The 24261-nt window shown below is 59.0% G+C and carries 21 protein-coding genes; 7 read left to right on the forward strand and 14 right to left on the reverse strand.

The window, feature by feature from the left end:
- The first annotated feature begins 19 nt into the window (after positions 1-19).
- Positions 20-844: a glutamate racemase gene (murI, locus tag DTQ13_RS00315; protein ID WP_081563193.1), complete on the forward strand. Its 825-nt coding sequence runs from the start codon at positions 20-22 to the stop codon at positions 842-844.
- Here murI and DTQ13_RS00320 read toward each other — a convergent pair.
- From DTQ13_RS00320 to fabI, 5 genes are all read right to left on the reverse strand, one after another.
- Positions 841-1908, reverse strand: coding sequence for a polyprenyl synthetase family protein (locus DTQ13_RS00320; protein ID WP_373364575.1), 1068 nt, complete (start codon positions 1906-1908; stop codon positions 841-843). The genes murI and DTQ13_RS00320 overlap by 4 nt on opposite strands.
- A 213-nt stretch (positions 1909-2121) precedes the next feature.
- A complete protein-coding gene (locus DTQ13_RS00325; protein ID WP_043560023.1) occupies positions 2122-3144 on the reverse strand; it encodes a ribonucleotide-diphosphate reductase subunit beta in 1023 nt (340 codons plus the stop codon).
- Between the two features lie 104 nt (positions 3145-3248).
- On the reverse strand, positions 3249-5156 hold the full coding sequence (locus tag DTQ13_RS00330) for a ribonucleoside-diphosphate reductase subunit alpha (protein ID WP_373364576.1): 1908 nt from the start codon (positions 5154-5156) through the stop codon (positions 3249-3251).
- Between the two features lie 198 nt (positions 5157-5354).
- Positions 5355-6449 (reverse strand): chorismate synthase, encoded by a 1095-nt coding sequence (gene aroC, locus DTQ13_RS00335; RefSeq protein WP_043560020.1) that lies wholly within the window; start codon positions 6447-6449, stop codon positions 5355-5357.
- Between the two features lie 5 nt (positions 6450-6454).
- Positions 6455-7306: an enoyl-ACP reductase FabI gene (gene fabI / locus DTQ13_RS00340; protein WP_043560018.1), complete on the reverse strand. Its 852-nt coding sequence runs from the start codon at positions 7304-7306 to the stop codon at positions 6455-6457.
- Between the two features lie 174 nt (positions 7307-7480).
- Here fabI and DTQ13_RS00345 point away from each other — a divergent pair, with 174 nt between their 5' ends.
- The 4 genes from DTQ13_RS00345 to DTQ13_RS00360 all read left to right on the forward strand — a co-directional run bounded on the left by DTQ13_RS00345 (position 7481) and on the right by DTQ13_RS00360 (position 11231).
- Entirely contained in the window at positions 7481-8755 is a 1275-nt protein-coding gene (locus tag DTQ13_RS00345; RefSeq protein WP_248460707.1) for a 3-deoxy-D-manno-octulosonic acid transferase, read from the forward strand.
- Between the two features lie 44 nt (positions 8756-8799).
- On the forward strand, positions 8800-9735 hold the full coding sequence (gene lpxK, locus DTQ13_RS00350; protein WP_227449718.1) for a tetraacyldisaccharide 4'-kinase: 936 nt from the start codon (positions 8800-8802) through the stop codon (positions 9733-9735).
- A gap of 30 nt (positions 9736-9765) precedes the next feature.
- The gene (locus tag DTQ13_RS00355) at positions 9766-10677 is read left to right on the forward strand and encodes a lysophospholipid acyltransferase family protein (protein WP_248460711.1); all 912 of its coding nucleotides are present in this window, start codon (positions 9766-9768) and stop codon (positions 10675-10677) included.
- 167 nt (positions 10678-10844) lie between these two features.
- Positions 10845-11231: a hypothetical protein gene (locus tag DTQ13_RS00360; RefSeq protein ID WP_227449703.1), complete on the forward strand. Its 387-nt coding sequence runs from the start codon at positions 10845-10847 to the stop codon at positions 11229-11231.
- A 102-nt stretch (positions 11232-11333) separates the two neighbouring features.
- Here the strand turns inward: DTQ13_RS00360 and DTQ13_RS00365 are convergent, their stop codons facing one another.
- Entirely contained in the window at positions 11334-12863 is a 1530-nt protein-coding gene (locus DTQ13_RS00365) for a penicillin-binding protein activator (protein WP_248460712.1), read from the reverse strand.
- 11 nt (positions 12864-12874) lie between these two features.
- Between DTQ13_RS00365 and rsmI the strand changes: the two genes are divergently transcribed.
- Positions 12875-13774, forward strand: a complete 900-nt coding sequence (gene rsmI / locus DTQ13_RS00370) for a 16S rRNA (cytidine(1402)-2'-O)-methyltransferase (protein WP_193699524.1) — start codon at positions 12875-12877, stop codon at positions 13772-13774.
- On the opposite strand, the gene DTQ13_RS00375 is transcribed toward rsmI, so the two are convergent.
- The 3 genes from DTQ13_RS00375 to DTQ13_RS00385 form a co-directional block, all read right to left on the reverse strand.
- The gene (locus DTQ13_RS00375) at positions 13771-14400 is read right to left on the reverse strand and encodes an outer membrane lipoprotein carrier protein LolA (protein WP_156878888.1); all 630 of its coding nucleotides are present in this window, start codon (positions 14398-14400) and stop codon (positions 13771-13773) included. The two genes, rsmI and DTQ13_RS00375, sit on opposite strands and share 4 nt — an antisense overlap.
- Positions 14401-14417: 17 nt before the next feature.
- The gene (locus DTQ13_RS00380) at positions 14418-15803 is read right to left on the reverse strand and encodes a glutamate--cysteine ligase (RefSeq protein ID WP_043560012.1); all 1386 of its coding nucleotides are present in this window, start codon (positions 15801-15803) and stop codon (positions 14418-14420) included.
- A 142-nt stretch (positions 15804-15945) separates the two neighbouring features.
- Positions 15946-16662 carry a 16S rRNA (uracil(1498)-N(3))-methyltransferase gene (locus DTQ13_RS00385; protein WP_154981411.1) on the reverse strand — a complete coding sequence of 239 codons (717 nt, stop codon included), beginning with the start codon at positions 16660-16662 and terminating at the stop codon, positions 15946-15948.
- A gap of 88 nt (positions 16663-16750) precedes the next feature.
- On the opposite strand from DTQ13_RS00385, the gene ubiA reads away from it, so the two are divergent.
- The gene (gene ubiA / locus DTQ13_RS00390) at positions 16751-17680 is read left to right on the forward strand and encodes a 4-hydroxybenzoate octaprenyltransferase (protein WP_081563198.1); all 930 of its coding nucleotides are present in this window, start codon (positions 16751-16753) and stop codon (positions 17678-17680) included.
- A 110-nt stretch (positions 17681-17790) separates the two neighbouring features.
- Here ubiA and DTQ13_RS00395 read toward each other — a convergent pair whose 3' ends face one another.
- From DTQ13_RS00395 to DTQ13_RS00415, 5 genes are all read right to left on the reverse strand, one after another.
- Complete coding sequence (locus DTQ13_RS00395) at positions 17791-19179, reverse strand: MFS transporter (RefSeq protein ID WP_043561164.1); 1389 nt, start codon at positions 19177-19179, stop codon at positions 17791-17793.
- Position 19180: 1 nt separating this feature from the next.
- On the reverse strand, positions 19181-20614 hold the full coding sequence (locus DTQ13_RS00400; protein WP_043560006.1) for a sugar porter family MFS transporter: 1434 nt from the start codon (positions 20612-20614) through the stop codon (positions 19181-19183).
- An 87-nt stretch (positions 20615-20701) separates the two neighbouring features.
- Complete coding sequence (gene der / locus DTQ13_RS00405; protein ID WP_043560004.1) at positions 20702-22069, reverse strand: ribosome biogenesis GTPase Der; 1368 nt, start codon at positions 22067-22069, stop codon at positions 20702-20704.
- Entirely contained in the window at positions 22062-23471 is a 1410-nt protein-coding gene (locus DTQ13_RS00410; RefSeq protein WP_248460713.1) for a PQQ-binding-like beta-propeller repeat protein, read from the reverse strand. Before DTQ13_RS00410 ends, der begins: the two co-directional genes overlap by 8 nt.
- Complete coding sequence (locus tag DTQ13_RS00415; protein ID WP_143539930.1) at positions 23468-24160, reverse strand: tetratricopeptide repeat protein; 693 nt, start codon at positions 24158-24160, stop codon at positions 23468-23470. The genes DTQ13_RS00410 and DTQ13_RS00415 overlap by 4 nt, the downstream gene beginning before the upstream one ends.
- Between the last annotated feature and the right edge of the window lie 101 nt (positions 24161-24261).

Here is a 24261-nt window from a genome sequence, read left to right on the forward strand (position 1 = left end):
CGTCTCAGCGGATACGCCCATGCCTGCACCATCCTCTCCCCGCATTCTGGTCTTTGATTCAGGCATCGGCGGGCTGGGTGTTGTTCAGGCGCTGCGCAGTCTGGCCCCTTCCCTGACAATAGACTACCTCGCCGATACGGCCCTGTTTCCCTATGGGGAACAGCCGGATGATATCCTGCGGGAGCGCATTGCCGACCTCGTCTGCAAGGCTTGCGATACACTGGAACCGGCTCTGGCCATCATTGCCTGCAACACGGCCAGCACCTTGGCACTGCCCATATTACGGGAGCGGCTCGATCTGCCTGTCGTAGGCTGTGTCCCGCCCATCCGCTGGGCCGGACGGGTCTCTGCCAGCCGCACCATCGGTCTGCTGGCTACAAGCGCCACGGCACGACGCCCCTATCTCAAACAGCTTCATGACGAATTTGCTGCCGATTGCCGACTGCTCATACATGGCTCCCGCCATCTGGCCAATCTGGCCGAGCGGGCTTTTCGGGGCGAGCAGCTGGATCCGGCTGAAGTGCAGCAGGAACTCGCATGCCTCTTTCAGCAGCCCGGTGGAAATGACATTGACGCTGTTGGGCTGGGCTGCACGCACTATACGTTTCTGCTACCCTACTTCCAGCGCCTCGGCCCTGCGGGCATCATGTGGCTGGACCCCGCCCCCGCCGTCGCCCAGCAGGCCCTCCGGCGGTTATGTGATGTAACGGAAGCCTCGCTTCCCGCCAGCCCGTCCAGCCCGGCGGACCGCTTCTTCCTGACAGCTCATCCACAGAACGGAGAGGAGCTTGCCAGAAACATCGCCTGGCTGGGATTCGCCAATGGCTGGGACGTTTTTTCTTAACGGGCCCGCTCGACCGTATAAAGCACCGTCTCACGCAACAGATTTTTCAACCCGCTCTCCGGGAAACAGGACAACGCCTCCACGGCCTGCGCCGCATAATCCCGGGCCTTTTCAATCGTCTTACGGATGGCATCCCTCCGGGCAATGATCTCCAGAGCATGAGGCAGATCAGCCTCTGTCTGCTCATTATCCTCGATCACACGTTTCCAGAACTGGCGTTCTTCCTCCGTACCCTGCTCATAAGCAGCCAGCACCGGGAGCGTGATCTTCCCTTCACGGAAATCATCCCCGACCGTCTTCCCCAGCACCTGCTGATCCGCTGCATAATCCAGCGCATCATCCACAAGCTGGAAGGCCATACCCAGGCTGGTTCCGTACTGCTCCAGCGCCAGCTCAGCCTCACGACCATGCCCGGCCACAACGGCGCCTACCCGACATGCCGCCGCAAACAGGGCCGCCGTCTTGCCATGGATGACCTCCAGATAACGCTCTATCGGGGTAGAAAGATCATTCTGGGTGGACATCTGGAGAACTTCACCTTCAGCAATCGTTGCCGAAGCAGCTGAAAGAATGGCCATGACCTCCAGCGATCCATCCGCCGTCATGAGCTGGAACGAGCGGGCAAACAGGAAGTCCCCCACCAGCACGGAAGCCTTGTTGCCAAAAAGGGCATTGGCAGAGGCCATGCCACGCCGCAGCGTGCTTTCATCCACCACATCATCATGCAGCAGCGTTGCTGTATGGATGAACTCCACACAGGCCGCCAGGCCGATATGGCGTGTTTCCCCCTCCTTCTCCCCATAACCACAAAGACGGGCAGAAGCGAGCGTCAGCAATGGACGCAGCCTCTTTCCACCAGCCGCCACGAGATGCGCTCCCAGCTGGGGAATCAACGGAACAGAGCTCTGCATCCTGTCAATGATGGCCTGATTGCAGGCTGTCATGTCATCGGCCAGATAGGCGGAAAGGGCCTTCAGGGCATCTTCCCCTTTGACCTCTCTACCCGCAGCCTCACCGCCAGATACAGTGTTGGGCTCTGATGAGGAAGAAACCAAAACGCACAACTCCAGTTCTCCCTGCTCCAGCACGCTGGAGCAGACAGTCTCGGGCGGCTGCCTTTCCTCCGGGATACGTCTTTTCAGAACGTATGGCCGGGCAGAACGCAGCCCATACCCCTATTAGAAAATACTTCCGTCCATATGAGCAGCAAAGCAGGCCCGGTCAAGACAGCCCTATCATAAACCATTCAGATAACGGGTAATTTCCCTGCTTTCCTCTCAGGAGAACACACCACTTTCGAAGGCATCTTCCCATGTCCCCTGCGTGGAAGCACGGGAATATTCAGTCGCACGATTCTCGAAGAAATTCGTATGTTCCACCGCATTGAGCATGTCATCCACCCATGGCAGCGGATTTTCCTCGATGCCATAGATCGGGTCCAGACCAAGCTGGATCAGCCGGCGATCAGCAATGAAGCGGATGTAGCGCTCCACCTGCCCGGCAGACAGGCCCTCCACAGGCCCCATTTCGAAGGCCAGTTCGATGAAGGCATCCTCGTGGGCGACTGTCTGACGGCAGATTTCCACCAGTTCAGCCCGGAATTCTTCCGTCCAGAGTTCCGGATTTTCCCGGATGAAGGTGCGGAAAAGCCGGATCATGGAGAGGCAGTGCAGCGTTTCATCACGCACGGACCATGAAACGATCTGTCCCATCCCCTTCAGCTTGTTGAAGCGGGGGAAATTCAGCAGGATGGCAAAAGACGCAAACAGCTGGAGACCCTCCATGAAGGCTCCGAAGGCTGCCATCGTCTTGGCAACATCCCGCTTGCTGTTGATGTTGAAGGACTGCATGAAATCATACTTGTCCTTCATTTCCTTGTATTTCAGGAAGGCGGAATACTCCGTCTCCGGCATCCCGATCGTATCCAGCAGGTGGGAATAGGCCGCAATATGGATGGTCTCGATGTTTGAGAAACAGGAGAGCATCATGAGGACTTCGGTCGGCTTGAAGACCTGACTGTAATACTTCATGTAGGCGGAGTTCACTTCCACGTCTGCCTGCGTGAAAAAGCGGAAAATCTGCGTGACGAGATTCTGCTCGGCCTCTGAAAGTTTACGGTGCCAGTCCTTCACATCCTCGGCCAGCGGAACTTCCTCCGGCAGCCAGTGCAGACGCTGCTGGGTCAACCAGGCATCATAGGCCCAAGGGTAGCGGAATGGCTTGTAAACCGGGTTTTCAACCAGAAGATTGGCCTGCTCGGCCGCTTCCGGGGCCGGCGGCAATGGAGTGCCATCTGTCATCTCGCGAAACCTTTTTCCCTTGAGACACAGCCCTTCCAGGCTGAATCCCTCCAATATCCAGAGATGAGGCCATGCCGGGCAGGCCCCACCTCACACCCTCCGCCTTACTGGCAGGAGAGACATTCCTCATAACTCCCGGCACCACTCTCCGCATGGCGTGGCGTAGCCTGCGGAAGATGATCGTCATCCCCCTCCATGATGTCACGCTTCACGGCAACATTGGACACCGTATCGGCCCTCTGGATGGAAAGGGAGCGGCAATAATACAGCGATTTGACGCCCTTCTTCCATGCCTCGTAATGGATGCGGACAAGGTCACGCTTGTGCACATCCGCCGGCAGGAACAGATTGACCGACTGCGACTGACAGATGAACGGAGCACGGTCGGCAGCATGCTCAATCACCCAGCGCTGGTCAATCTCGAAGGCTGTTCTGAAAACATCCTTCTCATCCTGTGTCAGGAAATCGAGATGCTGTACGGACCCCTTGCTCAATGTGATGGAGGACCAGACCTCATCCGTATCCCGCCCATACTTCTGGAGCAGCTTCGCCAGATGGCGGTTCCGCACCGTGAAGGAGCCGGACAGTGTCTTCTGGAGAAACACGTTGGCACTGATGGGATCAATTCCCGGGCTGGCATTGCCCGCAATGATGGAAATGGACGCTGTCGGTGCCACGGCCATCCTGTTGGAGAACCGTTCCTGAAAACCATATTCTTCAGCATCCGGACACGGGCCCCGTGTCTTTGCCAGCTCGCGGGATGCCTCAGCCGTCTGCTTCGAGATATGCTCAAAGAACTTCTTGTTCCACACCTTCGCCATGACACTACCAAAGGGCACCATCCTGGACTGAAGGAAGGAATGGAAACCCATCACACCCAACCCGACCGACCGCTCCCGCATGGCGGCATAACGGGCATGGGCCATGTCATCCGGCGCATTGTCGATGAAGTCCTGCAGCACATTGTCGAGGAACAGCATCACATCCTTGATGAAGTGCGGGTCATCTTTCCATTCATCCCAATATTCCAGATTCAGGGATGAAAGACAGCAGACAGCCGTACGGGTCTTGCCATGATGGTCAATCCCCGTCGGCAGGGTGATCTCGGCACAGAGGTTGGAGGTCTTCACCTCCAGCCCTGCCAGCCTGTGATGTTCCGGCCGGGCACGGTTCACCGTGTCCGAAAACACGATGTAGGGCTCGCCCTGTTCCATGCGTGCTGTCAGAAGGCGTATCCACAGGCCACGGGCCGACACCTTGCGAATGACGCTATGATCCTTGGGGGAAACGAGTGGCCATTCCTCATCACCCGCCACGGCCCGCATGAAATCGTCCGTCAGCAGCACACCATGATGCAGATTGAGGGCCTTGCGGTTGGGATCACCACCGGTGGGACGGCGCATCTCGATGAATTCTTCAATCTCGGGATGCCAGATAGGCAGATAAACTGCAGCGGAACCACGCCGCAGGCTGCCCTGGCTGATGGCGAGCGTCAGGCTGTCCATCACCCGAATGAAGGGAATCACACCGGATGTTTTACCATTCCGGCCGATATTCTCCCCGATAGACCGCAGATTGCCCCAATAGGAACCAATCCCCCCTCCTTTGGCAGCCAGCCAGACATTCTCATTCCAGAGCCCGACAATCCCCTCGAGACTGTCCTCCGATTCATTGAGAAAACAGGAAATCGGAAGACCACGATTCGTCCCGCCGTTGGAAAGAACAGGTGTGGCTGGCATGAACCAGTGCTGGGACATGTAATCGTAAATACGCTGTGCATGCCCCTCATCAGCTCCATACCGGGATGCCACGCGCGCAAACAGCCCCTGATATGTCTCACCTTCCAGCAGGTAGCGGTCATCCAGAGTGGCACGACCGAAGTCTGTCAGGCGCTCGTCACGTTCCGGCGTCGTCCGCACAGGCGGATGCCCCGGCAGCTGAACAACATTGGGGAAGAGCTCGGGTTCTTCTGTCCCACCCAGCGGGTGAGCGAACGTCTGCGCATCATGCATGGTCATGAATCGAGCCCCTCATTTCGGCATCATTTTCGGCTTAAACAGTCCTCCCATCTCCCATGGATGAAGGGCATATTTCAAGGCTTGTTTTTCGTCAGGTTTTATGCATTTTCGCATATATAGGGTTAACCCGTTCACAATGAACACTATATATTGTAACGAGCTCTCACCCTTCCTGCTGAATAACAACAGTTTTCAGAGCCACCCACACTGGGCATGGTTACGCAGCAACTGGTCCGCCAGGATGCAGGCCATCATGGCCTCGGCCACCGGTACGGCCCGGATGCCGATGCAGGGGTCATGCCGCCCCTTTGTCCGGACATCCACCGCCTCACCATCCCGCGTGATGCTCGGTACGGGCAGCAATATGGAGCTGGTTGGTTTGATCGCCATGCGGGCCACGATAGGCTGCCCCGTGGAGATACCCCCCAGAATACCCCCGGCGTGATTGCTGAGAAATACAGGCTCCATCGGATTATCGGAGGGACGGATGGGATCCGCATTTTCCTCGCCATGGAGGGCGGCAACCCCCATGCCATCACCAATCTCGACCGCTTTTACACCATTGATACCCATGAGGCCGCCAGCCAGTTCGGAGTCCAGCTTGCCATAAACAGGCGCCCCCAGCCCGGCAGGAACGCCTTCCGCCACGACCTCCAGCGTCGCACCGATGGAGGATCCGGACTTTCTCACCTCTTCCAGCTGCTCGCTCCACGCCGGAACGATTCCCGCATCTGGAGAGAAGAACGGATTCCGTTCCACCTCATCCCAATCCCAGCGTTCCCTGTTCACGGACTGCCCACCAATACCCGTAAGGGCACCACGGATGAGCAGCTGCGGCCCGACAAGCTCCCGCAGGATGACCCGTGCCACGGCTCCCGCTGCGACACGCATGGCCGTCTCCCGTGCGGAAGACCGCCCGCCACCACGATAGTCACGGATGCCGTACTTCAGATCATAGGCAATATCTGCATGGCCAGGCCGATACTGCCGGGCAATCTCCCCATAATCCCGGGACCGCTGATCCGTATTCTCAATCATCAGGGAAATGGGGGTGCCCGTCGTCTGCCCCTCAAACACCCCGGAGAGAATCCGCACCTCATCCGGTTCACGCCGCTGCGTCGTGTAACGGGATTGGCCCGGCCGCCTCTTCTCCAGCCAGGGCTGAATGTCATCCTCCGACAGTTTCAGGCGTGGCGGACAGCCATCAATCACGCAGCCAATCGCTGGACCGTGGCTCTCTCCCCATGTCGTAACACGTAGCAGACGCCCAAAACTGTTTTCAGACATTATTCTTATTCCCCAGAGGAGAGGCTCATGTCGGGAGCTTCCGGGTTCTTCATGCCAATGATGTTGTAACCGCAATCCACGTGATGCACCTCACCCGTCACACCGCTGGAAAGATCTGACAGCAGATACAGGCCGGAACCACCGACATCCTTCAGGGACACATTGCGCTCCATCGGAGCATTGACCTGATTCCAGCGCAGAATGTAGCGGAAGTCCCCGATGCCATTGGCTGCCAGTGTCATGATCGGTCCGGCAGAAATGCCGTTCACACGGATATCATCACGACCCAGATCCACCGCCATGTAACGGACGGAGGCTTCAAGTGCTGCCTTGGCAACACCCATCACATTATAATGCGGCATGACACGCTCTGCCCCCAGATAGGTCAGGGTCAGCAGGGAGCCACCGGCATTCATCATGGCCGCAGCCCGACGGGCCACTGCCGTGAAAGAGAAGCAGGAAATATCCAGCGCCTGGAGGAAAGCCTCACGGGGGGTATCCACATAGCGCCCGCGCAGATACTGCTTGTCAGCCCAGCCAATGGCATGAACGACAAAGTCGATCTTGCCCCAGGCCTTCTCGACCTCATCGAACGTGGCATTGATGGCAGCGTCATCACTCACATCACAGGGCAGGACCATGGTGGACCCCACACTTTCTGCCAGCGGACGTACACGCTTGCCCAGAGCCTCACCCTGATAGGTGAAGGCGATTTCAGCCCCCTGGTCCGCACAGGCCTTGGCAATGGCCCAGGCAATGGAGTTCTTGTTTGCCACACCCATGACAACACCACGCTTGCCAGCCATGAGTGTTCCCTTGGCTGTTTCCTGCTGCGTGTGCGCTTCCGTTTCTGACATGGTCAGCCCCCTTGAGGATAATCCTGGATATATAATAAGTGGGTCATCTCGTCGCACAAGGCTGGCCACTCGGCAAGGCCCTCCCGTCACGAGGAAAACGTTTTTACGCTTCCCTCTGCGTTGTGCTGGGGAGATGATGCGAAAATGCACCACCCGTGCCGCATGGAACACGCAATGGGCCGTTACCCTTCCTTCACGCCTCTGGCCGCCCCCCTTTTCACAATATGGTCGCTGATCGGCCATGCCGCCATGCCATGGCTCCGCCGTCATGCCCGCAAAAGGCTGCAGCAGGGCAGGGAAAACAGAACCCGCCTGCCGGAACGTTTCGCCCGGGCAGGAATGCCCCGCCCCTCCCATGACGGACCGCTCCTTTGGGTTCATGCTGCCAGTGTGGGAGAAAGCCGGTGCATCCTGCCTGTTGTCAGTCAGCTTCTGGCAGACAGCCCAAAGCTGACCATCCTCATGACAACAGCCACCCTGACCGGTGGAGAAACGGTCGCCGCCCATCCGGCCAGTCACACGGGGCGGCTGATCCATCAGCTCATCCCCTATGATGCCCCGCATCTCCTTGAGCGTTTCATGGCATACTGGCAACCGATCGGGCTGGTTCTTACGGAAAGTGAACTCTGGCCGGGCCTGCTCTGCCTGAGCCGACAAAAAAAACTGCCTGTCATGCTGCTCAATGCACGTCTCTCGCCCCGTTCTGCCGCACGCTGGCGGTGGGCATCACCCCTGCTGCGCCACCTCCTGGAAGCCTGCCACTGGATCATGCCCCGAAGCATGGATGATGCGCAGGCTTTTGCCCGATTCGGAATCGGGCCACTCCTGCCCCCGGCGGATCTGAAAGAAGATTCGCCCCCTCTGCCCTTTGATGCATCCGAGGCTGTCACCCTGTGCAGGCAACTTGGGGAACGCTCCATTTTTGTGGCGGCTTCCACGCATCCGGGCGAAGAAGAGATCATCATTGCAGCCGCCCGGCAGGCCAAAAAAGAACGCCCTGACCTGCTCACCGTCATCATCCCCCGTCATCCTGAAAGAGGCAAAGAACTGACCCAGACCCATCAGGCTCCCTGCCGTTCCAAGGGACAGGTTCCTGGAGGTGGGGATGATGTATGGATCATCGACACGCTGGGAGAAGTCGGCCTCTTCTTTCAGCTTGCCGAGCGGGTCTTCATCGGCAATTCCCTTGTCCCACCCGGAGGAGGCCACAACCCTCTGGAATCCCTCCATTTCCGCCGCCCTACGGCCATCGGTCCATACATGCAGAACTGGACAGCACTCTGCGCCCGTCATGCAGGCTCACTCCATCCTGTTGAGCATCAGGAGGCACTCGCACGCTGGCTGAAAGCCCGCCATCTTCCCAGCCCCAGGCCCCCTCAGCAGAATCAGGCAGGCAGGCAGGCAATTCGCCTTATTAAGGACACAATTTTGACTAAAAAGGCATTTTGATGAAACTGACGGCCCCTTCTTTCTGGCAGACCCCTGCCCCGACCATGCTTTCCAATCTTCTTTTGCCTTTCAGTAAAGTGACGGGGTTCGTCGCCAGGCAACGTCAGACCCAGCCTTCACTCAGGCTGCCCGTTCCTGTTCTATGCTGTGGAAACATCACCGTAGGCGGAACTGGCAAAACGCCCATGAGCCTCCATCTGCTCCAAAAGCTGATCCAGAGAGGACGGACTCCCCATGCCCTAACCCGTGGTCACGGTGGCCGGTCCAAAAAGACAGGACTGATCTCCCCCACACTGGACAGGGCCGTTGATGTCGGCGATGAAACCATCCTGCTGGCCCGCCTTGCCCCCACATGGCGAGGACCGGACCGCAGAGCCAATGCCCTGCGGGCCATCGAAGCAGGGGCAGACTGCCTGGTCATGGATGACGGTCTACAGGACCCTTCCCTCCACAAAGACCTCTCCCTGCTGGTCATTGACGGTCCGGCGGGGCTGGGCAACCAGCGCCTGCTTCCTGCCGGGCCATTGCGGGAATCACTTCCTGATCTCCTGCCCCGGCTACACGCCACTGTCATCCTCGGTGACGACCGCCAGCATATCGCCGGGCAGCTGCCTCCGTCCCTTCCTGTCCTGAAAGGAACCCTCTCCCCTGGCGCCGCCATCCAGAAGCTGCGGGGCTATCAGCTCATTGCCTTTGCCGGGATCGGTCGCCCCCAGAAATTCTTCTCCACCCTTCAGGATGCAGGCCTTACCCTGTTGCGGACTCTCACATTCCCTGACCATCACATCTACTCGGCCCGTGAACTGAAGAAACTGGCCCAGCTGGCCCATATGCCAGAGACCGTTCTGGTCACGACGGAAAAAGATTTTGTAAAACTGCCCCCACTCTTCCAGAATTTCGTGGTTAGCCTTGATGTTGAACCCCGATGGAGCAACCCTAGGCTGATGGATGAACTTCTTGACCACTTTCTGGCAGAGTAACTGCCCCTCTCATGTCCCGGCCCCGCACCCATGAAACATTATCTTGAGGCATGGGGCCTGAAGGGGCTTCTCTGGTTTGCCAGCAAGCTGCCTGCGGGTCTTTCTTCCCGTTTGGGAGGAACCGTGGCGGCTCTTGTCGGGCCGTGCCTTCCCTCATCCCGCATTGCCGACATCAACCTGCACCGTGCCTTTCCCACGATGGACCGAAAGACACGCCGGAGGCTCGTCAGAGGCTGCTGGTGGAACATTGGCAGCACATTGGGAGAACTCCCCCACCTTCCTGACCTGCCGGAAGGGGCTGCTACAGGTCCCGGCTGGCGTGTCCTGAATGATGAACTCCTGCACCAGGCCCGCAAAAGCGGGTGCCCTGTCATTTTCTTTTCAGGCCATCTCGGCAACTGGGAACTCATGCCCCTGATTGTTGCCCGTTATGACATGGCTTTTTCCCCTTTCTACCGTGCCCCCAACAACCCTCTGGTTGACCAGCTGCTCTGTCGGCTGCGACGCCACATTGTCGGCACACCCGTTTCATTCTTCCCAAAAGGGAAGCAGGGAGCACGGGATGCTGTCCGCCATCTCGCCAGAGGTGGATATCTTGGCGTGCTGGGGGACCAGAAAATGAACGATGGGATTGAGGTTTCCTTCTTCGGCCATCCTACCATGACAGCCCCGGCTGCTGCGGCCCTGGCCCTCAGATTCGATGCTCTGATCATTACAGGGCATGTCTGGCGGGAAGGCCCGGCCCGTCTGGTTCTGGAGGTGGGGTCCTGCCTTGACCCGAAAGATCATGCCAGCACAGCCCGTTCCCGCCATGACATGATTCGTCACCTGACCCAGCTCCTGAATGATGAGCTGGAACAATGGATTACGAAACGCCCGGAAAACTGGCTCTGGTTGCATCGGCGGTGGGCAAAATCCTGTTACCGGAATAAGAAAAAGTAAATTTTACCTAGCCATGCGTCCGAAACATGGTAGGATTGCAAAATGAGAACAAGATCATAGCAGCCAAGCCTTCCTGTTCAGTTTTCAGATAGCGCGCTTCGGCACCATGGGTTGTTCTGATTGTGATGCAGCAGGGGTTTCCCTGTTCCCATGAAGGAGATGCTGACATGGCTCAGAAAGCATTCCGCGTGGCAGAACACGCCACGGCCCCCTCCTCCAGCGCCCGGGAACATGCGGGCGGTGTTGTCGTCCCATTCCGCCAGAAGCTCCTTTCCCATCATCGCCACTACCTGGCCACATGGCTCATTGCCAGCGAGAAAATGGGCATTCTTGATGCCTCCATTGAATCATCTCCGGACCAGCAGACAGCCGATCCCAGCCTGGTGGTCATCTGGGTTCGGGAAAATGCCGACCCTGCCTACCTCATCAGCCTGCGTGGTCCCTACTGGGTTCTCACGGACTGCCTGAGAGACAACGAGCTTGGCCGTTACCGGACCTTCTCCGAAGCACTTCATACCATCCGTCCCGTTCTGCCCCTGCATGCATCAGCCTGACATGACGTCCTGCTGAAACGATTTTTCGTCCTACAGAAAAACCCCCGTCTGGCATGCAGACGGGGGTTTTTCCCATGGAAGCAGGCAAAAAGCCAAAACCTGTCAGGGTGTTGAGGACGTGCCGCTCCCAGCACCCGCATGACGGGATGGCGACCAGACCGCCACATCAGGAGCGGCCGGTTTCTTCCCAGCCTGAGCCTGTGCCGGTACTGCTCCAGCTGTCTGCTTTGCAGGTGACCATACGGCCATACCAGCCGATGCCGAGGCAGTCCCCCGCCCCGGCACGGCCGGCCCTACGGAAAGAGATGATGGCGATGTCAGATCACGGGAGGCTGGGACGATCAGCTGGCTGCCCCCACCCGGAGCAATCTGATAGATGCCCAGCGCCCGAATCATCCGGCCATCCGGACGCAGATGGAAGAGACCATTCACGCCCAGATAGCCTTCACGCTGGGTCAGTGTTGCCACATTCAGCTTGTTCTGGCGGATCAGGGCGCCAGCCAGAGCGGCCGCATCGTAGGCAAAATCTGCGACAGGAGAAGGCTTCTGCTGATAGGCATTCTGATAACTCTGCACATAGCCACTGCGCTGTTTCTCATCAAACGCCACATACCAGGCACCGCGCAGGTCCCCCAGTTTGGCGTCAAAGGAACGCCAGAGCATCGGACCAAGAATACGAACCTGAGGAACCAGAAGCTGGTTGTTCTTCAGCGCATCGATCACACGGGCCAGATCCAGCCCAGTATCACCCAGAAGCAGGGCATCAAATGGCGGCGGGCTGACCTCCGAAGGGGTCGAAGCGGTCTGGTCCTTCTGGGCTGGCCGGGAGGAAGAAACCGTCATTTCATCACCCTCATTCAGAGGGTCAATGGCAGAAGGTCCGCTCTCCGCCGTGGCCGCCCCCTGTGCAGTACCGGCAGATGCAACCGGCCGACGGCTCAGCTGCGCCATTTTCTGCGTGATGTCATTGATGTCACTGCTGTGGAACGTAATCTGCGGGACATCCAGCCCAGCCTCCTGGCAGGCCAGGGTCAGCCCTTCCCCCATGGCGTGCCCCAGCGCCGTATCTGGCAGAAACGCAGCAAAACGCTTCCGTCCTTCTACCCGGGCAGCGTCAACAAGACGACGAACCTGCTGCTCTGGCGTCAGTCCCATGACCCAGACACCCGGTCTGGCCTGAGCCACATCACTGGTGAAAGCCAGCTCCGGCACATTCGCTGGCTGCAGGACAGAGGACACGGCCTGCGTATCACCTGCCGTAAGCGGCCCCAGAACAATACTGTCTCCGGCCTCCAGAGCCTGCTGGGCGGCATGGGCAGGCCCTGCTGGCTGGGCACTGTCAAATACATCCATGGGAGGAGGCTGGTTGTCCGGCAGAGCCAGCCGGGCCGCATCCCTCAGGCGCAGGCCGATGGCAGCATGAGGGCCACTCAACGGTACGATCAGCCCGACACGGGCTGGTTTTTCCACTGGCTGCGGAGCGGCTGCCACCGGGGCCAGTTTCCTTTCATGACCATTTTCCCCGGAGCAGGCTCCCAGAAACATGAAAATACCAACGGCCAATGCTGCCTGGCCGTTTCCTCTCTTGCCGCGCCCCTGCCCACCACGGCTATAAAGGCCAGAGCGGCTCATTGAGGATAACGATGTCTGAGAAACCATATACTCCCCCCGATCACGGAACATTTCCTTCTTCTACCGGGCAGCTCGTGCTGGTGGCAACGCCTGTCGGCAACCTCGCCGACATAAGCCAGCGTGCCCTTGATGCTTTAAGGACCGCTGATGCCATCCTGTGTGAAGATACCCGCGTTACCACAAAACTGCTGCGGCATTATGGCATAAGCAACCAGCTCTTCCCTCTCCATGACCATAATGAACAGGACCGCATCCCCGCCCTCATTGAGCGCCTCCAGCAGGGAGAATGTCTGGCCCTGGTCTCTGATGCCGGTACACCCATTGTTTCGGACCCCGGATACCGCCTCGTCCGGGCCGCACAGGCAGAAAATATCGCCATCACGTCCCTGCCCGGTGCCAATGCTGCCGTCACGGCTCTGACACTCTCCGGCCTGCCTCCCATTCCCTTCATGTTTCTGGGCTTTCCTCCCCGGGGAGAGGCCCGCCGACACAGCTTTACCGCCCTGCGTGCTGCCGAACAGGCTGGTCTGGCTGCCACGCTCATCTGGTATGAATCACCGCACCGACTTCTGGAAACACTGAAAACACAGCAGCAGGTATTCGGCTCAGACCGCCCTGCGGCCGTAGGGCGTGAACTGACAAAACATTTTGAAGAAATGATCCGGGGCAGTCTTGCCGAACTCATTGCCCATTTTGAAGAAACAGCCCCACGGGGAGAGATCACCCTGCTTCTTGGTCCACCAGCCGCAGACGATACGGGAGCACAGGAGCTCGACCAGGCCTTGCAGGATGCCCTGAAAACCCACTCCGTCAAGGATGCCGCAGCGCTGATAGCAGGGATCGTCAACCTGCCCAAGCGCACCGTCTATAACCGGGCACTTGAGCTGGCCAGACAGAAAAAGGGCGGTTAGTCCTCATCCTTTGGCAGGACAAAACTTGAAGACGGAACGCTGATGCCGGTCTGCACGCTGGAAAAATGCACGATCGTCCTGTGCCCTTGAGCATCCAGCACTGTCCAGCCTTTCAGACTGAGCGGACGGGTGGAGAAAAAGAGCGTCATCTCGCCTTCACCCGGATTTTCCGTCCGTGTCACCCGCAACTGGATCTCGCTATTCTGCTGTTCGTACCCCAGAATGGATACATCCCCCGAGAAACGGGGATCCGGCCGCAGAAGAAGACCCAATGGCGTATGATCCAGAGGGATTGTCGTGATCTGACCGATGCTGCGGTCCTGAAACACGACCTTGCCTTCATTGGCCACAAGCAGAAGCGGGCTGGGAGGATCGTAAGAAAACCGCATCTTTCCCGGCCGCTCCAGCAGAACTGTCCCGGTGGATGTCCCGTCATGCTCGGTCACCTGCTCAAACCGGGCCTGAAATGTCTTCGTCGCCGCAAGGCTGGACTCAATTCTGTGAACCCATCCCTGCTGGGCCTGGGTCAGGGGAACGCCTGCCGCCAGTGCCGGATTCCCCAGCAGACCCATCCCCCCCACAGCAAAAGCCACGCCGCAGGCCATGACAAGACGCCGCACCACCATCACCACGCTTCCTTTCCTCACAAGGAAATATCCGCTTCCCGGAAAATGTGCCGGACATCACCCTGCCAGACATCATGGTACCGCTCCAGCCACCGCTCCGCCTGTGTTTTGGCACCATCAGCAATCTCATAGAGCGGAGCAAGATAATACTCCTCCCCATGGCCCCGTTTCTGAAGTCCCTGCTCGGCCAGTGTCAGAATACGCTTTGCCAGATGACGCAGCCCGCCCGGGAAAGGAGCATCCATGGCCTGTTCGACAACAAGCTCCGCCAGAGACTGATAATGCAGCCAAGACTGCTCCTTCACCACCCGTTCGGCTTCAGCCAGCACATCTTCGTCATATAGCAGCCCCACCCAGAACGCAGACTGGGCCACCATCATGTCTGGCCGTCCAGCATCGGCACCACGCATCTCAAGAAACTGCTTGAGCCGGACATCAGGGAACAGTGTCGTCAGATGGTCTTCAAAATCCCCGACCGTTGGGCGCAGGCCTGCCAACGGCTCCTGCTCGACACCATCGAGCCATTTACGGAACGAACAGCCTGCGGCATCAATATTCCGCCCTTCACGATTGACGAAATACATAGGGACATCCAGCGCCCAGTCCACGTAGCGCTCAAACCCGAAGCCTTCCTCAAAAAAGAACGTCGGCTGACCACTGCGCTGATTGTCCGTATCCAGCCAGATATAGGCCCGGTTGGACAGACGCCCTGTCGGCCTGCCATCAGCAAACGGCGAATTGGCCATCAGGGCCGTGATGAGAGGCTGGAGAGCGAGCGACACCCGCATTTTGCGGGCCATGTCTGCCTCGCTGGAAAAATCCAGATTCACCTGCACAGTGCAGGTCCGTGTCATCATGTCCAGCCCACGACGCCCGACCTCTGGCATGTAGCGGCGCATGATGGCATACCGGCTCTTGGGCATCCACGGCATGGCCTCCCGGGGCCAGAGAGGCTGAAAACCAAGAGGCGCAAAACCAAGGCCCAGCTCCTGCGCAGGCCCGGTGATCTGCCTGAAATGGGCAATCATCTCCTGTTCGGTTTCCTGCACCGTCCTGACAGGCGCACCGGAGAGCTCAAACTGTCCCGCAGGTTCCAGAGAGATGGACCGCCCCTTGTGCGGGCCCGCACCTTTCAGGCCTATCAAATGGCCATCATCACGGATGGCCTGCCAGTTCGGCCCTTCCAGAGCGCCAAGCAGGGCACCGATGCCATCCGGCTCATACGCTGGTGGCGCAAACGGCTTCAGCTCTCCTCTGGCCCGTTCTGGCAGACGGAACCCGAACTTTTCATGTTCTGTCCCAATACGCCATTCAGCCTTCGGCTTGCAGCCACGAGCCAGAACCTCGACAAGCTGCGCCCTGCTCTCGATCAGTGTCGTATTGCTTTCACCTGGATTGGACATGCACAAACCCTTATCGGCTAAAATTCACCACGCTATGCCGCAGGACGCTCAGACTGTCCGTAAGCCAGATACCCCCTATACTAGGGGGCATATTTACCTTCATTCAAGAGAACCGACACATATTCGAGCAGCCTCGGGCCGTTCATGCCTGCCGGTTGGCTGCTCCGATCTGGGCCAAGGCAGCACAGGCTGCCGTATCTGCCCGCAATATCCGGGGGCCGAGCGAAAAAGACTGTATGGCCTCATGCCGGGAAAGCCGTTGGACCTCTTCCTCCGCAAAGCCTCCTTCTGGCCCGATGAGCAATGCATCACAGCCAGCGGGAGGCCCTCCCTGCCCATGGCGCTCCAGCGCCACGGCAAGCCTGCGCCGAACCGGCCAGCGGGCCAGAACAGCCGCCAGAGGCTCCAGCGGCATGAGGGTCGGGACATCCAGCCGCTCACACTGTTCGGCAGCTTCCTGTGCGATCAGCCCCAACCGCTCAAGATTCAGGCGATGTGTGTTTGTCCGGGCTGTCAGGACGGGGCGAAAGCGTGTCACACCCAGCTCTGTCCCCATGCGGATGAGCAGCTCCGTCGCATCCCTCTTGAGTGGCGCAAAAAGAAGCTCCACCCCTTCTGTATCCTGCTGGGGCCGCAGACAGGACGTAAGGCGCACCGTGCCCTGATTTTTTTTCAGCCCCTCGACAGTCGCCTGCCACTCGCCATCCCGGCCATTGAACAGCACCACACCATCGCCCGGCTGAAGACGCATGACCTTGCCCAAATAATGGGCCTGACCGGCAGACAGGGACACCGTCTCCCCTTCCTGCCAGGGAGACTCTGCATCAACAATAAAAAGGCGTGGATCAGTACGGCTCATGTTTCGGGCATACCGCTTTCCCCACTCACTTTCCAGCATCTGCGATAAAATATTGACCTCATCCTGTTTCTGGCCAATCACTCATCCCATGTCCCAGACCCATCTTCATACCGATATCCGCAGCAATGGCCTGATCGGCCGGCTGCCAGACCCTTGGCGATCCTATGCACTGCTTGCCCGGCTGGACCGTCCCGTTGGTACATGGCTGCTGCTGCTGCCCGGCGTGTTCGGCATCTTTCTTGCCCCACAAGGGCCCCCTCTGGAACGCCGGCTCTTCTATACGGCGCTCTTCGCCATCGGATCGCTGCTCATGCGTTCGGCGGGCTGTGTCATCAACGACATCTGGGATCGCAAAATTGATGCCCAGGTTTCACGCACGGCAGGCAGGCCCCTGGCCAGCGGCGCACTCAACCTGACACAGGGGCTGGCTCTGCTGGCAGTGTTGCTACTCGGAGGGCTGGCCGTATTGCTCGCCCTGCCGCCCATCTGCTGGATGCTGGCACCTCTGGCGCTGATCCTTGTCGCCTTCTACCCGGCCGCAAAAAGACTGACATGGTGGCCCCAGCTTGTCATGGGATTCACCTTCGGCTTCGGCGCTCCCATGGGCTATGCGGCCAGCCAGAACACTCTGGACCTGCCGGGCCTGCTGCTCTACGGCGGCGTCATCATCTGGCAGCTGGGATTCGATACCATCTATGGTTTTCAGGATATGGAGGATGATGCCCGTATCGGGGTCAAATCCACCTCCCGCCTGATGCTGAACCATGCCCGCCTCTTCGTAGGCAGCTGTTACGCCCTAGCCCTCTGCCTGTTTGCACTCTCGGCTCTACAGGCCGGGTTGCACCCACTCTTCTGGCTGCCTTTCCTGCTGGCCTGCCTCCTGCTGGGCCGTCAGACTGTCCGGCTTTCGCCCTATGATGCTCCTCTCTGTCTGCACTTCTTCCGGCAGAACGTCGCAATAGGCTTCGTCCTGGCAGCCGCCTTCATCCTGGGGGCCAGCCCGACATTCTGGCACTAAACCTGATCTGCTCCATGAGCGTGAGAGGGCCGACATGAAAAATCCCCGGGGCAGAACCAGCACCCCGGGGATTTTTCATACAACAGACTGACCTGTATCGAGCGACCTGCTCAGGTCGTGCGCCTTCTGAAGAGCGTCCGCCCTGCACTCAATGCTGCTCCACAGAAAGCCACGGCAGCGGCGGCTCCGAGACAGATGAACGCAGGATGAGGGAACAGGGTGAACAGCCCGGCGACCAGCAATGCCCCTGTCGTCTGCCCTGAAAGACGGGCCACGGAAAGCATCCCGCTTGCACCGCCCTCCCGGCCGGGAGGGGCTGTCACCATGATGGCCCGGTTGTTCGGTGGCTGGAAAAAGCCAAACCCCATGCCAGCCAGAAGCGTCCGCCAGGCAATGGCCGTGTTATCGGCATCCAGCGGCAGGGTACAGAGAAGCACAAAGCCAAGACATGTCACCAGCAGCCCAATGGAAGACAGCAGAGCTGCCGGAAAACGGTCGGCAATCTTTCCGACAATAAAAGACATCACCGCCACGCCCACAGCCCACGGTGCAATCAACAGACCGACTGTGGCCGGATTTTTATGAAAAGCCACTGCCAGCGTGAAAGGCATGGCCACAATATACAGGTTCGAAGCCACAAACCCACAGAAACTGACCAGACAGGCCAGCAGAAAGGGCACACGCTTCAGCAGGTCCAGCGGCACAATAGGCTCCTGCCGCTTTTTCTGCCAGCGCAGAAGAAGCCACCAGCTGACAAGGCTCCAGCCCGTCAACCCGGCACCCCAGCCCAGATCACCATGCATGAGGCTGTCCAGCCCGATCCCCAGCAGGGCGAAAGAAGCCACCGTGAGCAAGGAACCAGGGATATCGACCTTCACGTCGCTCCGCGGCGTTTTGGGCAGAGCCTTGCTGGCTAGAAGGATGGCAATGCCACCCAGCGGCAGATTCACCCAGAAAATCCAGGGCCAGGAGGCAATGGAGAGGATGAAGGAGCCGATGGTCGGCCCCAGCGCCACACCCAGGCCGATGAACAGCCCGTTGAGCGCAATCCCCTTGCCTATGAGCTTGTGCGGATAAATGAAGCGCACAAGCGCAATATTCACACTCATGATGCAGGAGCTGCCAACACCCTGAAGAGCCCGGGCAAGCGTCAGCTCCAGCATGTTCTGCGACATGGCACAGGCCACAGACGCAATGAGAAACAGGACAATTCCCAGCTGGCTCATCCGCCCGAAACCAACCCTGGCCCCAATGGCGGCCAATGGCAGGAGACAGGCCAGATTGGCCAGCTGGTAGGCATTGATGACCCAGATCGCCTGCGAAGCAGAAGAGTGGAGATCCGTTGCGATGGTGGGCAGGGCCACATTCGCAACGGAATAATCCAGGATCGAAAGCATCAATGCCAGAATGACAGATGACATCGCCTTGAAGCGTTGCATCCCGTAAAGGCCTGCGTGCCTCTCCGGGTCGTATTCTCCCTCAAGGCTAGGATCTGCCATCTTACTGCCCATTACCCTCTGGTTCTCCCAATTTACGCAGGGGCACCCCTGCAAAAAGATTCGCTTCGATCCGCTCCAGCGAAGCACCCTTCGTCTCCGGGACAAAACCCAGAGTAATCAGCACGAACAGGCCATTGAACGCTGCAAACAGGATGAAGGTCCAAGACGCACCCATCGCCAGCATCATCAGCGGGAAAATGCTGGAAACAACCCAGTTGGCCACCCAGTTTGTCACCGTGGAACAGCCGATACCAAAGTCACGGCCACGTGTCGGCTGAACCTCGGAGCACAGGGCCCAGACAAGCGGTCCCTCACCAATGGCAAAACCGGCCACAAAGACAAGGATCAGAGCGCAGAGCAGGATGGAAGCGGCCAGGCTGCCACCACCAAAAGCCAGCACTGCACCGACACCAACCAGCGAAGCACCGACGATGACACAGCTCGTCAACAGCAGCGGACGACGGCCCCACCTGTCGGCGTATCGGATGGCCACACCTGTGAAAACCATGTTGGTCAGCCCGACCAGTGTCGTGGCCCACACGGCAGCATTGGTCCCGAAATGGGCAGCTTCGAACACGCGCGGTGCGTAGTAAAGCAGGGCGTTGATTCCGCTCAGCTGCTGCATGATCTGGAGGGTGATACCCAGAAACACGGAACGACGGAAGTTCGGATTGCTGCGAAACAGCCCATATCCGGCATCACTGCTCTTGGAGAGGCGGTCGTTGATATCGGCCAGCTCTGCTTCCGCCACTTCCTCGTCAGAACGCAGCATACGCAGCACCTTGCGGGCACGCTCCGTATCACCACGCATCATCAGCCAGCGGGGGCTGTGCGGCAGAATCAGCACTACACCGAGGAACAGGGCCGCCGGAACGCCCATGATCCCGAGCATCCAGCGCCAGTGCCCACCTTCGGACAGGATGCTATCGGACACGAATGCCAGAAAAATCCCGAGCGTAACCATCAGCTGATAGAAAGAAATCATGGCACCACGGGCCGATTCGACCGTGATCTCAGAAATGTAGAGCGGCGCTGCAAATGCTGCCACGCCAACAGCCAGACCAAGCAGGACACGCCCTGTGATGAGCAGGGCCACCCCGGGAGCAAACGCACAGAAAAGCGTACCAACCAGAAAAAGGATCCCAGCGCCCAGCATGGCACCCGGGCGACCAAAAGAAACGGAAATGCGACCAGCAAATGTAGCACCAACAGCAGCACCAGCCATCATGGACGACACGATCCACCCCTGCATGGCAGCACCAGCATGGAAATCAGTCGCAATGAACGGCAAAGCACCAGCGACAACGCCTGTATCCAACCCAAACATCAACCCGGAAAGGGCCGCAAGAATGCCAAGAAACGTAGCACGCCCTGTCGTCTTCTGAGACGAAGAGGCACCGCCCCCACTCCTGGCTGCCGGCGTTACTCCTACCATGATAACTCCTCATTCATAAAGGTCACACACCCCTCCGGCATCGGGGCGTGCGGCGATTATGGACGTTATTGCTCCAAATTCAATAAATTATCGCTCATCCTGCTTCACGAATGGATTACGGCTCCCCCGCAGCAGAAGCCGGATCGGCGTGCCGGGAAGATGGAAGGTCTCCCGCAACCCATTTATGAGGTATCTTTTGTAACTGTCCGGCAGCTGCTCCGCCCTTGTGCCAAACAGCACAAAGGTTGGCGGGCGGCTTTTGGCCTGTGTCATGTAGCGTAACTTCAGTCGGCGCCCATCCACCAGCGGCGGCTGATGACGTTCCACCGCCTCCTCAAACCAGCGGTTAAGATCGCTCGTGCCCACACGGGCGTTCCAGACCTCGCTGGCCCTTCGGACGGCCGGCAGAAGGCGGTGCAGCCCCTCGCCTGTCAGAGCCGAGAATGTCACAACCTCGATCCCACGCATCTGCGCCAGTGAAATTTCGATACGATCAGAAATCGCCTTGCGTGTTGCCTGACGCTCCTTGACGGCATCCCACTTGTTGAGAGCAAGAACACAGGCTCTCCCCTCCCGCTCAATCAGACGGGCAATCTGGAGGTCCTGCTCATCAACACCACGATCTGCATCCAGAACCAGCACAACCACTTCAGCCATTTTCATGGCCTCAATAGAGGCTGAAACAGAGACACGCTCCAGCCCTTCCTGAACACGGGCACGCTTCCGCATTCCAGCCGTGTCAACGATTTCGATCGGCCCGGCCTCGTCCTCAAGCATGACACTGACAGCATCACGTGTCAGGCCAGCTTCCGGCCCCGTGATCATCCTCTCCTCGCCCAGAAGGCTGTTCAGAAGCGTTGATTTTCCAGCATTCGGACGGCCAATGATGGCAAGGCGCAGCGGTTTCTCTCCATCCTGCTCGGCGAGTGTCTCCTCATCCGGCAGAAGGCTGACGATCTCGCTCATCAGGTCGGCCAGTCCCTCACCATGTTCAGCAGACATGGCAAGCGGGGTTCCCAGCCCAAGAGAGAAGGCCTCCATGGCTGCTTCTGCACCGGCCCGGCCTTCGGCCTTGTTGGCAACGAGGAGGACAGGCCGGTTCTGCCGCCGCAACCAGTTGGCAAAATGTGCATCAGCAGGTGTGATGCCAGACCGTGCATCCACGCAGAAAACAACCAGATCAGCCTGTGCGATCCCCTGCTCGGACGAAGCCCGCATACGGCCAAACAACGTCTCGGGAGCTGCTTCCTCCAGCCCTGCCGTATCCACGAGCCGCACACGGCGACCACGCAGCATGGCCACGCCGTCCTTGCGATCCCGCGTCACACCGGGCTCGTCCGACACGATCGCCTGACGCCTCCCGACAAGCCGGTTGAAGATGGTGGACTTCCCCACATTGGGGCGCCCTGCGATAACGACGACAGGCAGCCTGCCTGTCCCAGCGGGATCAACCATAAGCGCGCAGAACACCATCTTCGCTCAGAACGAGCAGCTGTCCATCACAGACAATCGGCTGTACCTGGCAGGATGACGGTGTTTCTATCTTTCCTTCTTCCTGGCCCGTCCTGGCATTCACGATCACCATGCCACCACGGTTCATGCTGGAAAGACAGACAAGCCTGTTGTTCAGCATGATCGGTCCCATCCACTGGATGGGACCCTTCTCATGCTCCGGTTTTTTGAAACGGGGCAACTGTTTGACCCACCGTACCTGTCCCGTCACACGGTCCAGGCAGGCCAGCTGCTGGTCCAGGGAGATGAGATACAGCCATTCGCCACAAACACAGAGCGGCGACTGACCACTGACCTCCCGCTCCCACAGACGACGCCCCGAGCGCATGTCGATGGCCACAAGCACACGAGACAAAGATATGGCATAGGCTGTCCCGCCAACAACGACAGGCCCCCCACGCACGCAGGCGAAATCCAACATGGCGCCCAGCCCGTTGCCTCCGCCAAGGCTGTCACTCCAGACAACCTCGCCAGAAGCTGCACGCAGGGCCACCAGATCACCACTGCCGAAACCAGCCACCACAATGTCATTGACAATGGCCGGAGCCCCAGCCCCGAAGAGGGTCGTGCTGACATCGGTCGCCTGATAGGTCCAGCGCTGCTGGCCCGTTGCCGCATCCAGAGCGTACAGGCGGGCATCAATGGTCGTGAAAACCATCAGACCACCGACAACAGTCGGGGCGGAGCGCCCCGGCGTCCCGATATCCACGGCCCATTTCTGTCGACCCGTGGCAGCATCCAGCGCCAGGGCCTGCGCCACGCCATCAACGACATAAAGCGTATTCCCCACCAGGGCGAGGCCACCGCCAATATTGGTAGAACGGGTCTTGCGGGCTGGCTGGAGGTGCCAGAGCTGCCTGCGCTCCGGCCAGCTCCAGGCCCGGATGACGCCCTGGGCATCCACCGTGAACATGCGACCATCGCCAATCACGGGCGGGGACTGCAAGGCCCCTTTGCGATTGGGGACAAACGCCACCATGGAAAGCCAGCCAACCCGATTGACACCGGAGCCAACCGACTCATTCCATAGCTGTTGCGTACCATTCCAGACTGCATTGACCGCTTCATGCGACGCTGTCCGCCCTTCCTGCATCCATGCAGTGACGGGCTGTACGGCAGGCAGGGTGATGGGGGCTGTATCATGCGTGTCCACGGCCAGACCTGCCCCGGTTGACAGAACGTCAATCCGTCTGCCCGGCAGAACCGTTTTCTTCGGATCGTCCGAGAAGGCACCACAACCCGCCAGCCCCGTCATGGCAGCAAATGAACAGGCGCCCTTGAGAAGAGAACGACGGGAAGCCTTTACGCCCCCCATCCCCGGCAGTGAAGAAAAATGGCGGTTCATCCAGCCTCTCCCAAAGTCTGCAACAATAGTCCGGCCCGACGCCGTAAATCATCCGTGCTGTCCGCTGATGTCTGAACCTCCAGCAGCAGGCGGCGTGCCTCTGCCCGTTCCTCCGGTTTGGCATCGTCCCTCAGGTCCAGCACGGCCAACCCTTCCTTCGCCAGAGGGACCCAGCTTCCCCCTGTCTGAACGAGCGCCTGATAACCACGCCTCAGCTCATCCCTGGGAGCGATACCCATCCGGGCATTCAGGAGGCGATACTGCGCCATCAACGCCAGAGACCTTTCGGAAGCTCGATCATCCACCACCTGCTGCCACAGCTTCAACGCTGTGGAACGGTCATGATCCTGCTCTTTCAGCTCGGCCAGATACATGGCGGCATAGCTGCGTACACCCTGCGGGGCGGACTGGGCCAGATCCGAGAAAATGCCTTCGGCCTTCTGTCGTGCATCACTTTCAGCAGACGGCAGAGCATTCAGATCACCAAGAAGCTTCATGGCCTCGAAATAGCGGTCCGACGCCACGGCCTGAGCCGTATGGAGCCGGTGCTGCTGCCATCCCCATACACCACCGGCAACACCAGCCAGCACCAGAAGAACCACCAGCACGCCGCCCACACGGAGGGCCATGGATCTGAGCCGCAGGAGACGCTGCTCTTCTTCCACTTCCTTAATCAAATCGTCTGACACGCCATATCCTTGCTGGACCAATCATGATAATTCTGACACTCCTATAGCATGACGGACCAGCGGCAAACATCCTCCCCGACAAAAATTACCGCTCCAGCCCG

Origin of the sequence: Parasaccharibacter sp. TMW 2.1888, from assembly GCF_023167265.1 — a bacterium.
Taxonomy (GTDB): domain Bacteria; phylum Pseudomonadota; class Alphaproteobacteria; order Acetobacterales; family Acetobacteraceae; genus Bombella; species Bombella apis.